We start from the raw sequence: 13,032 nt of genomic DNA on the forward strand, positions 1-13,032 counted from the left end.
GTGGGCAGCGTCTTTTTTTTATATGAGCCCGCGGCCTCCACGGTGGACTGATCCGCGGGGCCCCCGTGCCGCCCCGCCCCCCCCGGGCGGCGCGGCACGGGGAGCCGATGCGGCACCGGGGGGAGCCGGTTTGACCCCCTGTACAGGGGCCCCGTACTCTAAACCTTCGGTGTGTTCCTATGCGCGCCCACCTCTGAGCACCCACCTCCCGGATCTCCGGGGGAGGCCGCTCGTCCTGTCAGGACTGCCACGGGCCCCGGCCCGTGCGGGCGGCTGGCTTCAGGGGTTCCGTTCCGAGCGAGAGTGAGTTCCGCGTGTACGCCATCGTGCGCAGCGGTGGCCGCCAGCACAAGGTTGCTGTCGGCGACATCGTTGAGGTTGACAAGATTTCCACCGGCAAGGTCGGCGACACCGTCGAACTCAAGACGCTGCTCGTGGTCGACGGTGACGCGGTCACCAGCGACCCGTGGGTGCTGGACGGCATCAAGGTTCAGGCCGAGATCGTGGACCACCACAAGGGCGCGAAGATCGACATCCTTCGCTACAAGAACAAGACGGGTTACCGCCGCCGCCAGGGTCACCGCCAGCAGTACACGGCGATCAAGGTCACCGGTATCCCCGCGGCTGCGAAGTAAGGGACTGAGGAGACATGGCACACAAGAAGGGCGCATCGTCCACTCGGAACGGGCGCGACTCCAATGCTCAGCGGCTCGGCGTGAAGCGCTTCGGCGGTCAGGTCGTCAGCGCCGGTGAGATCCTGGTCCGCCAGCGCGGCACGCACTTCCACCCGGGCACCGGCGTCGGCCGTGGCGGCGACGACACGCTGTTCGCGCTGAACCCCGGCGCGGTGGAGTTCGGCACCCACCGTGGCCGCAAGGTCGTCAACATCGTTCCCGCCGCCTAGTAACCCTTCGGTACCTCTCCCGGTACCGGTGGGCGGGCAGGGCGCCTGTAGAACGGTTCTTCGCGAGGGCGGACCTCACTTCCCGGAGACGGGAAGCGGGTCCGCCTTTCGCGCGTTACAGGTAAGACAATTCCGTATGTACTGGAGGCAACCCCCATGACCACCTTCGTGGACCGCGTCGAGCTGCATGTCGCCGCGGGTAACGGAGGCCACGGCTGCGCCTCCGTACACCGTGAGAAGTTCAAGCCCCTCGGCGGCCCCGACGGCGGCAACGGCGGCCGGGGCGGCGATGTGATCCTCGTCGTCGACCAGTCGGTGACGACGCTGCTCGACTACCACCACTCGCCGCACCGCAAGGCCACCAACGGCAAGCCCGGCGAGGGCGGCAACCGCTCCGGCAAGGACGGCCAGGACCTGGTGCTCCCGGTGCCCGACGGCACCGTCGTGCTCGACAAGCGGGGCAATGTCCTCGCCGACCTCGTCGGTGAGGGCACCACCTTCGTCGCCGCCGACGGCGGCCGCGGCGGCCTCGGCAACGCGGCGCTGGCCTCGGCCCGCCGCAAGGCGCCCGGTTTCGCGCTGCTCGGCGAGCCCGGCCGCGGCGGCGACATCGTCCTGGAGCTGAAGACGGTCGCGGACGTGGCGCTCGTCGGCTATCCGAGCGCGGGCAAGTCCTCGCTGATCTCGGTGCTCTCCGCCGCCAAGCCGAAGATCGCGGACTACCCGTTCACCACGCTCGTCCCCAACCTGGGCGTGGTCACCGCCGGTTCGACCGTCTACACCATCGCGGACGTCCCCGGGCTGATCCCGGGCGCCAGCCAGGGCCGGGGGCTCGGCCTGGAGTTCCTGCGCCACGTCGAGCGCTGCTCCGTGCTCGTCCATGTCCTGGACACGGCGACGCTGGAGTCGGAGCGCGACCCGGTCACCGACCTCGATGTCATCGAGGCGGAACTCGCGCAGTACGGCGGCCTCGGCGACCGGCCGCGCGTCGTCGTCCTCAACAAGGTCGACATCCCGGACGGCAAGGACCTCGCCGAGATGATCAGGCCCGATCTCGAAGCGCGCGGCTACCGCGTCTTCGAGGTGTCGGCCGTGGCGCACCTGGGGCTCAAGGAGCTGTCCTTCGCGCTCGCGGAGATCATCGCCACGGCGCGCGCCGAGAAGCCCAAGGAGGAGGCGACCCGGATCGTCATCCGTCCGAGGGCCGTCGACGACGCCGGTTTCACCGTCATCCTGGAGGAGGACGGCATCTACCGGGTGCGCGGCGACAAGCCCGAACGCTGGGTCCGCCAGACCGACTTCAGCAACGACGAGGCCGTGGGCTACCTCGCGGACCGGCTGAACCGGCTCGGTGTCGAGGACGAGCTGATGAAGGCCGGCGCGCGGGCGGGCGACGGGGTCGCCATCGGCGACGAGGACGACGCGGTCGTCTTCGACTGGGAGCCCACGATGATGGCCGGCGCCGAGATGCTGGGCCGCCGCGGCGAGGACCACCGCCTGGAGGAGCCGCGTCCGGCGGCGCAGCGCCGCCGGGACCGCGACGCCGAGCGCGACGAGGCGCAGCGGGAGTACGAGGAATTCAAGCCCTTCTGACCCGCCCGTACCGTCTCCGGTGCGGCCGTCTCCGCCGGAGGCGGCCGCACCTCGGCGATCGGCGGCGGTCGGCGGCCCCGCTCCGTACCCCTCTCATCTGTGAGCCCCCGTGCTCCGACGTGAATCTTTTGTGGTCTCCTTCACGTACACCTGTCGGCCACGCACCACGGACACACCTGTCCTCCCAGGTGAATCAGGGGTTGCGGGCCGGTGGCGGGCGCCTGTGCTCCACCTTGCACGACGATTGCCGCGGGTGGGACCATCGCTACATCCTCTGAGCCCGCAAGGTAGGTCTGTCCTGTGTCTGCAACTTCCGCGTCGCCCGCGAAGCCCCGCACCACCGCTGTCGTCCTGGCGGGCGGTACCGGTCAGCGGGTGGGGCTGTCGATCCCGAAGCAGTTGCTGAAGATCGCGGGGAAGGCGGTCATCGAGCACACCCTGTGGATCTTCGAGCAGAGCGACTCGATCGACGACGTGATCGTGCTCATGGCCCCCGGCTACGTGCCCGACGTGGAGAAGATCGTCGCGAAGGCCGGACTGACCAAGGTCACCCGGGTCATCGAGGGCGGCACGACGCGCAACGAGACCACCGAGCGCGCGATCGCCGCGCTGGGCGAGGGGCTGGCGCCGGGCGAGGACCGCAACGTGCTCTTCCACGACGCGGTGCGGCCGCTGCTCTCGCAGCGCGTGATCAAGGACTGCGTGGACGCGCTGGACCGCTACCAGGCGGTGGACGTGGCCATCCCGTCCGCGGACACGATCATCGTGACCCGTACGCACGGCGGCGACGGCGAGTTCATCACGGACGTCCCGGACCGGTCCCGGCTGCGCCGCGGCCAGACCCCGCAGGCGTTCAAGCTCTCCACGATCCGCGCGGCGTACGAGGTCGCGGCGGGCGACCCCAACTTCCAGGCCACCGACGACTGCTCCGTCGTGCTCAAGTACCTGCCGGACGTGCCGATCTATGTCGTGGCGGGCGACGAGTACAACATGAAGGTGACGCAGCCGGTCGACGTCTTCATCGCCGACAAGCTGTTCCAGCTCGCCTCCGCGAGCGCGCCCGAGCAGCCGTCCGAGGACTCCTACCGTGAGCTGCTCACCGGTAAGACGCTGGTCGTCTTCGGCGGTTCGTACGGCATCGGCGCCGACATCGCCCAGCTCGCCGAGTCGTACGGCGCGACGGTGTACGCGCTGGGCCGCTCCACCACCGGTACGCACGTGGAGAACCCGGAGCACGTGGACGACGCGCTCTCCCGGGCCTACGGCGAGACCGGCCGGATCGACTACGTGATCAACACCGCGGGTGTGCTGCGCATCGGCAAGCTGGCCGAGACGGACAACACCACGATCCAGGAGGCGCTGAACGTCAACTACCTGGCGCCGGTGCAGATCGCGCGCGCCTCGTACAAGTACCTGGCGGAGACCAAGGGCCAGCTGATGCTCTACACCTCCAGCAGCTACACCCGGGGCCGCGCCGAGTACAGCCTGTACTCGTCCACGAAGGCCGCCATGGTCAATCTGACCCAGGCGCTCTCCGACGAGTGGGCGGGCGAGGGGATCCGGGTCAACTGCGTGAACCCGGAGCGGACCGCCACCCCCATGCGCACCAAGGCGTTCGGCCAGGAGCCGGAGGGCTCGCTGCTCTCCTCCGAGGCGGTCGCGAAGACCTCCCTCGACGTGCTGCTCTCCGAGCTGACCGGCCATGTGATCGACGTACGCCAGCAGGACCCGACGCGCGGTGCCTCGGAGACATCCGACTTCGAGCAGGCGCTCGCCGCCGTACTGGACCGTCAGGAAGATGTGTAATACTTCTTGACAATCTTTGACAGGGCCTCTGTGGGTCGCCTCCGCGCGAACCGCGGAGGCCCCAGTTCGTGAAGTCGTTAAGTCGTGAAGTCGTGAAGTCGTGAAAGCGTGAATTCGCGAAGCCGTCATGACGTGACGTCGTGAAATCGCTTGTTCACGCATCCCTTGCAAGGTCATCAGCCGGCACGGTCTGGAGCAGGTTTTCCGTGATTTCGACAGCTATCCGCCTGGCCCGCGTGGGCAGCGGATCAGAGCTGGCAGCCGCACTTCTTCTGGGTATCAGTTTCCCGTGCGTCATGCTCGCCGCGATAATCCCCAACCTCTGGTTCTTCGCGGCGGCCGCAGCCGTGACCTATCTCGCGGACACCTACCTGCACCAGCGCGGCAGCTATCTGGTGAACCGGCTCGCCAAGGTGCGCGCCGGCCTCTCGATCCGGTTCCTGATCCGGCAGATGCTGCTGGTGCTGCTGGTCGCCAGGTCGGGCCTCGGTGAGGACCGGATCTTCTACGTGACCGTGGTCATGGTCCTGATGTTCTACGCGCTCCAGGCGCCGCACGGCGCGATCGTCACCCTGCTCCGGCTGCGCCGCAGGCTGCCCGTCGTCACCCGCAACATCGACCTGACCGGCATCCGGATCCCGGACGCGCCGCCGCGCGGGCTGCTCAACCGCTCCGCGGAGAAGATGCTCCACCTCGATGTCTTCGCCATGGTGGGTGTGATCATCACGCTCCAGACGCGCGACAACATCTACGGCTTCGCCGGCCTCGGCCTCAGCCTGTTCCTCGCCGTCGGCTACATCGCCGCGCTCCTGCCCTACCTGCGGCCGAGCCGGCTCGTACCCAACGCCGAGAAGGTGCTCACGGCGGTCGACGGCTGGCTGGCCGAGTACCGGCCGACCGTGATGCTGTACTTCTCGGGCTCCAAGGAGTCCGCGTACCAGGTCAACATGTGGCTGGACACGATGGACCGGCTGGAGGGCCGGCCGCTGATCGTGCTGCGGGAGCGGGCCATCGCCCAGCAGCTCGGGACGACGGACGTGCCGGTGCTCTGCGTCCCCGGCGGGGTGCACCTGATGAACCTGGACCTGTCGACCGTCCGGGTCGCGCTCTACGCGGCCAATGTCGGCAAGAACATCCACATGCTGCGCGTGCCCACCATGAAGCACGTCTTCATCGGCCACGGCGACAGCGACAAGCTGGCCAGCGTCAACCCGTACAGCAAGGCGTACGACGAGGTGTGGACCGCGGGCCGGGCCGGGCGCGACCGGTACGCGCTCGCGGACGTCGGGGTGCGCGACGAGGACATCGTGGAGGTCGGCCGCCCGCAGCTCGCCCCGATCGAGCCGTACAGCGGCGCCCGGCGCCACCCCGTGCCCACCGTGCTGTACGCCCCGACCTGGGAGGGCTGGGACGACAACCCCGGGAACACCTCGCTGCTGCTGGCCGGCGAGAACATCGTCAAGCGGCTCCTGAAGGCCGACAGCCCCGTCCGGGTGCTCTACAAGCCGCACCCCTTCACCGGGACCCGCAGCGCCAAGGCGAAGGCCGTGCACGAGCGGATCATCGCGCTGGTGGAGAAGGCCGCCGCCGAGCGGGCCACCGACGCCCGCTGGGCGAAGGAGAGCGCCGGGCTGAGCGCGGACCGGACCGCCGCCAAGGCCGAGCTGGCCCGGATCTCCGCGCGCCTCGGCGAGCTGATGGGCGCCGCGGACACGGGGCGTGACGAGGCGGAGCAGTCGCGTGACTCCCAGGCGGACCCGGCCCGTCAGGAGGAGCTGACGCGGCTGCGGCGCGAGTGGAACGGCGCGTACTGGCGTTCCTTCGGCTGGTGGGAGCACCGGGTCATCAGCGGCTCCGAGCCCGCGCTGTACGACTGCTTCAACGAGTCGGACGCCATGGTCTCCGACATCTCCAGCGTGGTGTCCGACTTCATCGCGAGCGGCAAGCCGTACGCCGTCACGGACTCGGCGGAGCTGGGCGCGGAGGAGTTCAAGCGGCAGAACACCGCCGTACGGGCCGCCGTGATCCTCACCAACAGCGCGCGGGAGCTGGACGAGCTGCTCGCCGCGGTCGCCGACCCGGCCGCCGACCGTCTCGCGGACGAGCGCCGGGAGCTGAAGCGGTATCTGCTGGGCCCCGACGAGCCGACGTCGATGGAGCAGTTCGAGGCGGCGACGCAGGCGCTGTCCGCGAAGTCGCTGGCGCGGAACGCGGGCGTCGAACAGCGCCTCGGGGAGCCGGAGGCGGCGGCCGCGCCGGACGACTCGGCGCCGAGCGCGAGGAACGCCCGGGGCGCAGGGGACGCAGGCGACGCCGGGGACGCCGAGATCAACGACCTGGACTCGCCCGTACGCGGCTGACCGGGGAGAACACGGACGGAAGGCCCGGTGGGGCGCTCTCCAGGGAGCGCCCCACCGGGCCTTTCCGTGTCCGCGTGACGGCCCGGGCGTCAACGTGCACATGTGACGGGCATCACGGACACTGGCGTTCGAGGTGAGACAACCAACGTTCGATGCAGCTTGTCTTGAATTCTGATGAACAATATGTCTGTTCCTGTTGTGAGCGTGATCGTCGGGGCTTACGAAGCCATGCCCTACTTAGTCCGCTGCCTGGAATCGGTGGAGGCCCAGACGCTGGGCGCCGACCGGATCGAGCTCGTCGCCGTCGACGACGGCTCGACCGACGGCACGGGGGACTACCTGGAAGAATTCGCGGCCCGGACGGCCATCCCGACCAGGGTGGTGCGCCAGGCCAACTCGGGTGGCCCCAGCGGCCCGCGCAACGTCGGCCTCGGCCTGGCCCGGGGACGGTACGTGTTCTTCCTCGACGCGGACGACTACTTGGGGGACGAAGCACTGGAGCGCATGGTCACGGTGGCCGACCGCGCCGGCACGGACGTGGTGCTCGGCAAGGTGGTGGGGGTCGACCGGGGCGCTCCGAGCTCGATGTGGCGGCGTACGGCCGACCGCGTCGATGTCCACAACTCGCAGGTCATCTACACGCTGAGCGCGCAGAAGCTCTTCCGGCGCGCGATGGTCGAGCGGCTGGGACTGCGCTTCGACGAGCGGCTCAGGACCGGCGAGGACGCGCTCTTCACCATGGCGGCCTACCTCCGCGGCGGCGGCGTCTCGGTGATCTCCGACTACACCTGCTACTACCTGGTCGGCAGGGACGACGGCAAGCATGTGACCAAGGCCGGTGACTACACGCACCGGTTCGCCGCCGTGACGGCTCTGATGACGCTCATCGCCGAACTGGAGCCGGCGGGTCCCCGGCGCGACAGACTGATGGTCAGACCGTTCACGGTCGGGCTGATCCAGCAGTTCGCGCACGGGATCGTCAAGGAGTCGGAGACGGTACGACGCCACAAACTGGAGCTGGTCGCCCCGCTGATGGCGCGGTACTGGAACCCGGGCGTGGCGCGTCACATCAAGGTCAACGAGCGGCTGCGGCTGGAGTGCGTGGCGCTCGGGCGGCTCGATCTCCTCGCCGACATGCTGGCGTTCATCAAGGCGGAGACGGTGCCCGAGGTGGTCCACCGGGGCCGCGCCCGGACGCCGTACCTCGCCTTCCCGCACTTCGGCGACCGCCGTTCGGGGCTGACCGACGCGGCGTTCGAGGTGACCACCCGGGACTGGGTGGGCAAGCCGGGGCTGCGCCCCATCGAGCCGCCCCGGGCGGTCCGTCGGCGGAGGTCGCTGGCACGCCGGGTGGCACGTCGGCTGCGTACCCGCGTGAGGGGCCTCGCGCCGATGAAGAACCGTGTGGCGTAAGGGAGTTGCACGGAAATCGGCCGTACGGCGTGAGGGAGTACGGTGCCGGGGCGAGGACCGGGAGGGGCGCGGCCGGTGGTGCCGGGCCGCGCCCGTGGGCGTACGGGCTCCGGAACGCACTTCTTCGCGCCCCCGGAGCGGGCCGGATCACCCTTCCGTGGTGACCGGCAGCAGACGACACCGCGAAGCGTAGGTAAAATCGGACTGTCGGGCGACCCCCGGACAGCATCGCAATCACAGCAGGGGAATACAGGAACAGTGAAGGCTCTCGTACTGTCCGGTGGGGCAGGCACCCGACTGCGGCCCATTACGCACACATCGGCGAAGCAGCTCGTCCCCGTGGCGAACAAGCCGGTGCTCTTCTACGGCCTCGAAGCCATCGCGGAGGCGGGCATCACCGAGGTCGGCGTGATCGTCGGCGACACGGCGGACGAGATCCGCGCCGCCGTGGGTGACGGCTCGCAGTTCGGTATCAAGGTGACGTACCTCCAGCAGGACGCCCCGCTCGGCCTGGCGCACGCCGTCCTCATCGCCCGTGACTTCCTCGGCGACGACGACTTCGTGATGTACCTCGGCGACAACTTCATCGTCGGCGGCATCAGCGGCCTGGTGGACGGCTTCCGTGAGGAGCGCCCCGCCGCGCAGATCCTGCTCACGAAGGTCCCCAACCCGACCTCCTTCGGCGTCGCCGAACTGGACGGCGAGGGACGCGTGGTGGCCCTGGAGGAGAAGCCGAAGAAGCCCAAGAGCGATCTCGCGCTCGTCGGTGTCTACCTCTTCACCCCGGCCGTCCACGAGGCCGTGCGCTCCATCGAGCCGTCCTGGCGCGGCGAGCTGGAGATCACCCACGCCATCCAGTGGCTGATCGACCAGCAGCGCGACGTCCGCTCCACGACCATCTCCGGGTACTGGAAGGACACCGGCAACGTCACCGACATGCTGGAGGTCAACCGCTCGGTGCTGGAGACCGTCGAGCCGCACTGCGAGGGCACCGTCGACGAGGGCAGCGAGATCATAGGGCGGGTGAGGATCGAGAAGGGCGCGAAGGTCACCGGCAGCCGCATCCTCGGCCCCGCGATCATCGGCGCGGACACCGTGATCAGTGACGCGTACATCGGTCCCTTCACCTCGGTCTCCGAGGGATGCACCATCCAGGACAGCGAGATCGAGTACTCCATCGTCCTGCGCGGGTCCTCGCTCACCGGCGTCCGCCGCGTGGAGGCGTCGCTGATCGGCCGTGACGTCGAGATCACCCCCGCTCCCCGTAACCCGTCCGCCCACCGACTCGTCCTCGGTGACCACAGCAAGGTGCAGATCTCCTCATGACGCACAGGATTCTCGTGACCGGCGGTGCCGGCTTCATCGGCTCGCACTACGTCCGTACGGTGCTCGGCCCGCAGGGCCCCGGCGACGTCGAGATCACCGTCCTCGACAAGCTCACCTACGCGGGGAACCCGGCCAACCTCGACCCGGTCCGCGAGCACCCCGGATTCCGCTTCGTCCAGGGCGACATCTGCGACCCCGAGCTGGTCGGCAAGCTGATGGCCGAGCACGACCAGGTGGTGCACTTCGCCGCCGAGTCGCACGTCGACCGCTCCATCGACGGCGGCGCCGAGTTCGTCCGTACGAACGTGGTCGGTACGCACACGCTGATCGACGCCGCCCACCGCGCGGGCGTCAAGACCTTCGTGCACATCTCCACGGACGAGGTCTACGGCTCGATCGACGAGGGCTCCTGGCCCGAGACGCACCCGCTGGAGCCCAACTCGCCGTACTCCTCGGCGAAGGCGTCCAGCGACCTGATCGCGCTCTCGTACCACCGCACCCACGGCCTCGACGTGCGGGTGACCCGCTGCTCCAACAACTACGGGCACCACCACTTCCCCGAGAAGGTCATCCCGCTGTTCATCACGAACCTGCTGGACGGCAAGAAGGTGCCCCTGTACGGCGACGGCGGCAACATCCGCGACTGGCTGCACATCGACGACCACGTCCAGGGCATCGAGCTGGTCCGTACGAAGGGCCGCGCGGGCGAGGTCTACAACATCGGCGGCGGCACGGAGCTCTCCAACAAGGAGCTGACCGGCCTCCTCCTGGAGGCGTGCGGGGCGGACTGGGAGACCAGCGTCGAGTACGTCACCGACCGCAAGGGACACGACCGCCGCTACTCCGTCGACTGCTCCAAGATCCGCGAGGAGCTGGGGTACGAGCCTCGCAAGGACTTCGCGGCGGGCCTCGCGGAGACCGTGGAGTGGTACCGCGAGAACCGCGCCTGGTGGGAGCCGCTGAAGGAGCGTGCGGCCCTGTGAGTACCGGCTCCGTGAACACCGGCTCCGTGACCGGCGGCCGCGCGGCGGACGGCGGCGCGGCGGGCACCTGGCTCGTCACCGGCGCCGGCGGCATGCTCGGCCGGGACCTGCTGGCCCGGCTCGCCGCCGCCGGGCGGCCCGCGGCCGGTCTGGACCGCGCCGCGCTGGACATCACCGACCCCGACGCCGTGCGCGCCGCCTTCGCGGAGCACGCCCCGGCGGTCGTGGTCAACTGCGCGGCCTGGACGGCCGTGGACGACGCCGAGTCCAAGGAGGACGACGCGCTCGCGGTCAACGGCACGGGCCCCCGGGTCCTCGCCGAGGCCTGCCGGGAGTCGGGCGCGATCCTGCTCCAGGTCTCCACGGACTACGTCTTCGCCGGGGACGGGGAGACGCCGTACGCGGAGGACGCCCCGACCGCGCCGCGCAGCGCCTACGGGCGGACGAAGCTGGCGGGGGAGCGGGCGGTGCTCGACGCCCTCCCCGAGCGGGGTTACGTGGTCCGTACGGCGTGGCTGTACGGCGCGGGCGGGCCCAACTTCGTCCGCACGATGATCAAGCTGGAGGCCGTCAAGGACACCCTGGACGTGGTGGACGACCAGCGCGGACAGCCCACCTGGACCGGTGACCTCGCCGACCGGCTGGTCCGGCTCGGCGCGGCGGCGCTGGACGGAACGGCGCCGGCGGGCGTCTACCACGGCACCAGCGGCGGCGGGACGACCTGGTTCGGCTTCACCCAGGAGATCTTCCGGCTGCTCGGCGCGGATCCGGCGCGGGTCCGTCCGACGACCAGCGAGGCGTTCGTCCGGCCGGCCCCCCGGCCCGCGTACAGCATCCTCGGTCACGACCGATGGAAATCAGCCGAAATCGAACCGATCCGCGACTGGCGGGCGGCGCTCGCCGAAGCGTTCCCGGCGGTGCTGGCGGCCGAGCGCCAAACGGGTGTTACTGGCCGGTAGATGTTTACGTACAACCTGTGGGCCCACTAAGTTCACTGAGAATCAAACCTATGGATTGTTGATTCTCAGTGAAGGGCCCCTTACGTGGATCGCCACGGCTTCCTGCGCCAGCTGCACCGTGTGTACAAGCCCCGCACCTATCTGGAGATCGGGGTCAACGACGGGCGAAGCCTGGCGCTCTCCCGGGTTCCGTCCGTCGCCGTCGACCCGGCCTTCCGGGTGGTCACGGACATCAGCTGCGACGTCCACCTGGTCCGGGCGACCAGTGACGACTTCTTCGCACGCAAGGACCCGCTGATCCATCTGCGCAACGGCCGCAACCCGTTCCGCGCGCTTGCCCGCCGCGACCCGGTCAACCTGCTCGGCGGGGACCCGAAGCTGGAGCTGTCGTTCATCGACGGCATGCACCTCTTCGAGTTCGCGCTGCGCGACTTCATGAACGTCGAGAAGCACTCCCGCTGGTCCAGCGTGATCGTCCTCGACGACATGCTGCCCCGGGACGTCGACGAGGCGGCGCGCGACCGCCACACGAAGTTCTGGGCGGGCGACGTCTACAAGGTGGCCCAGGTGCTCCGGCGCTACCGCCCCGACCTGCTCGTCGTCGACGTCGACACCGAGCCGACCGGGGTGGTGGCGATCTTCGGCGCCAACCCCGAGTCGACGGTGCTGAAGAACGCGTACGACAAGATCATCGAGGAGTACGTCGTACCGGACCCGCAGGACGTGCCGGACGAGATCCTCGTCCGCAAGAACGCCGTGCGCCCCGAGGCGCTGCTCGGGGCGGGCTTCTGGCCCGCGCTGAACCGCGCCCGTAACCTGCGCCGTCCGCGCTCGGCGTTCACGCCGCTGCGCCGGCAGATCGAGGCCGTCACCGGCTGACCGTCACCGGGCACCAGGACATGAGGAAGGGCCGGAGCGCACGCTCCGGCCCTTCGTCGTGCACCGCCCGGCGGCACGCCGTCAGGCAGGCTGCCGGGCGGGTTGCCGTCAGGCGCGCGCGGCCAGCTCCGCGTAGTACGCCCGGCACTCCTCGTACGACGGCAGCAGACCCTGGGCCTCGGCCTCCGCGAGGGTCGGGGCCGCCGCGTCCTTCTCGGAGAGCAGCGGCGTGATCGACTCGGGCCACTCGATGCCGAGCTCCGGGTCCAGCGGGTTCAGACCGTGCTCACGGCCCGGGGAGTACCCCTCGGAGCAGAGGTAGACCACCGTGGCGTCGTCGGTCAGCGCCATGAAGGCGTGCCCGAGACCCTCCGCGAGATAGACCGAGTGGTGGTCCGTGTCGTCGAGGCGCACGGTCTCCCACTTCCGGTACGTCGGCGAGCCCACCCGGATGTCCACGATCACGTCGAGCACCGCGCCGCGCACGCACTTCACGTACTTGGCCTGGCCGGGCGGCACATCGGCGAAGTGGACGCCCCGCAGCGTGCCCCGGCTGGAGACCGAGCAGTTGGCCTGCGCGAGGTTCAGCGGATGGCCGGCCGCCTCGGCGAAGTCGGAGGCCTTGAACCACTCGTGGAAGCTGCCACGGCTGTCCGGGAAGACCTTCGGTTCATGCACCCAGGCGCCTTCGACGGAGAGCTGCCGCATGTGATCACGTCCTTGTTGTTCTGTTCAGGGTTGGGAGTGGGGCCGTGCGCTGTGGAGCGGTGCCGCCATGGAGCGGCGCGCCGTGGAGAGGTGCGGGGCGC

General features: G+C 69.6%; 11 protein-coding genes. 10 read left to right on the forward strand and 1 reads right to left on the reverse strand.

Translation table 11 applies throughout. From position 1 onward, the window contains the following. The first annotated feature begins 314 nt into the window (after window positions 1-314). The 10 genes from rplU (at window position 315) to ACFTZC_RS39840 (ending at window position 12,223) form a co-directional block, all read left to right on the forward strand. A complete protein-coding gene (rplU, locus tag ACFTZC_RS39795; RefSeq protein ID WP_329827115.1) occupies window positions 315-635 on the forward strand; it encodes a 50S ribosomal protein L21 in 321 nt (106 codons plus the stop codon). A 14-nt stretch (window positions 636-649) separates the two neighbouring features. Further along, window positions 650-904: a 50S ribosomal protein L27 gene (gene rpmA, locus ACFTZC_RS39800; RefSeq protein WP_329827117.1), complete on the forward strand. Its 255-nt coding sequence runs from the start codon at window positions 650-652 to the stop codon at window positions 902-904. Between the two features lie 156 nt (window positions 905-1,060). Next, a complete protein-coding gene (obgE, locus tag ACFTZC_RS39805) occupies window positions 1,061-2,497 on the forward strand; it encodes a GTPase ObgE (RefSeq protein WP_382898742.1) in 1,437 nt (478 codons plus the stop codon). Window positions 2,498-2,797: 300 nt separating this feature from the next. After that, a complete protein-coding gene (locus tag ACFTZC_RS39810; protein ID WP_382898743.1) occupies window positions 2,798-4,303 on the forward strand; it encodes an SDR family NAD(P)-dependent oxidoreductase in 1,506 nt (501 codons plus the stop codon). A 296-nt stretch (window positions 4,304-4,599) separates the two neighbouring features. After that, complete coding sequence (locus tag ACFTZC_RS39815) at window positions 4,600-6,663, forward strand: hypothetical protein (RefSeq protein ID WP_382898745.1); 2,064 nt, start codon at window positions 4,600-4,602, stop codon at window positions 6,661-6,663. A 174-nt stretch (window positions 6,664-6,837) separates the two neighbouring features. Further along, on the forward strand, window positions 6,838-8,076 hold the full coding sequence (locus tag ACFTZC_RS39820; protein ID WP_382898747.1) for a glycosyltransferase family 2 protein: 1,239 nt from the start codon (window positions 6,838-6,840) through the stop codon (window positions 8,074-8,076). 258 nt (window positions 8,077-8,334) lie between these two features. Further along, complete coding sequence (locus tag ACFTZC_RS39825; RefSeq protein ID WP_382898749.1) at window positions 8,335-9,402, forward strand: glucose-1-phosphate thymidylyltransferase; 1,068 nt, start codon at window positions 8,335-8,337, stop codon at window positions 9,400-9,402. Then, on the forward strand, window positions 9,399-10,385 hold the full coding sequence (gene rfbB, locus ACFTZC_RS39830; protein WP_365813804.1) for a dTDP-glucose 4,6-dehydratase: 987 nt from the start codon (window positions 9,399-9,401) through the stop codon (window positions 10,383-10,385). The genes ACFTZC_RS39825 and rfbB overlap by 4 nt, the downstream gene beginning before the upstream one ends. A gap of 26 nt (window positions 10,386-10,411) precedes the next feature. Beyond that, window positions 10,412-11,344: a dTDP-4-dehydrorhamnose reductase gene (gene rfbD, locus ACFTZC_RS39835; RefSeq protein ID WP_382898785.1), complete on the forward strand. Its 933-nt coding sequence runs from the start codon at window positions 10,412-10,414 to the stop codon at window positions 11,342-11,344. An 84-nt stretch (window positions 11,345-11,428) separates the two neighbouring features. Further along, on the forward strand, window positions 11,429-12,223 hold the full coding sequence (locus ACFTZC_RS39840) for a class I SAM-dependent methyltransferase (RefSeq protein WP_382898750.1): 795 nt from the start codon (window positions 11,429-11,431) through the stop codon (window positions 12,221-12,223). 108 nt (window positions 12,224-12,331) lie between these two features. Here ACFTZC_RS39840 and rfbC read toward each other — a convergent pair whose 3' ends face one another. Then, the gene (gene rfbC / locus ACFTZC_RS39845; protein ID WP_382898752.1) at window positions 12,332-12,931 is read right to left on the reverse strand and encodes a dTDP-4-dehydrorhamnose 3,5-epimerase; all 600 of its coding nucleotides are present in this window, start codon (window positions 12,929-12,931) and stop codon (window positions 12,332-12,334) included. Window positions 12,932-13,032 lie beyond the last annotated feature (101 nt).

The organism is Streptomyces sp. NPDC056987 (assembly GCF_042673865.1).
Taxonomy (GTDB): Bacteria; Actinomycetota; Actinomycetes; order Streptomycetales; family Streptomycetaceae; genus Streptomyces.

Excerpts from the sequence above, each read along its gene's own strand:
- rpmA (WP_329827117.1), top strand. The coding sequence starts at position 650 with ATGGCACACAAGAAGGGCGCATCGTCCACTCGGAACGGGCGCGACTCC.
- obgE (WP_382898742.1), top strand. The coding sequence starts at position 1,061 with ATGACCACCTTCGTGGACCGCGTCGAGCTGCATGTCGCCGCGGGTAAC.
- ACFTZC_RS39815 (WP_382898745.1), top strand. The coding sequence starts at position 4,600 with ATGCTCGCCGCGATAATCCCCAACCTCTGGTTCTTCGCGGCGGCCGCA.
- ACFTZC_RS39820 (WP_382898747.1), top strand. The coding sequence starts at position 6,838 with ATGAACAATATGTCTGTTCCTGTTGTGAGCGTGATCGTCGGGGCTTAC.
- rfbB (WP_365813804.1), top strand. The coding sequence starts at position 9,399 with ATGACGCACAGGATTCTCGTGACCGGCGGTGCCGGCTTCATCGGCTCG.
- rfbC (WP_382898752.1), bottom strand. The coding sequence starts at position 12,931 with ATGCGGCAGCTCTCCGTCGAAGGCGCCTGGGTGCATGAACCGAAGGTC.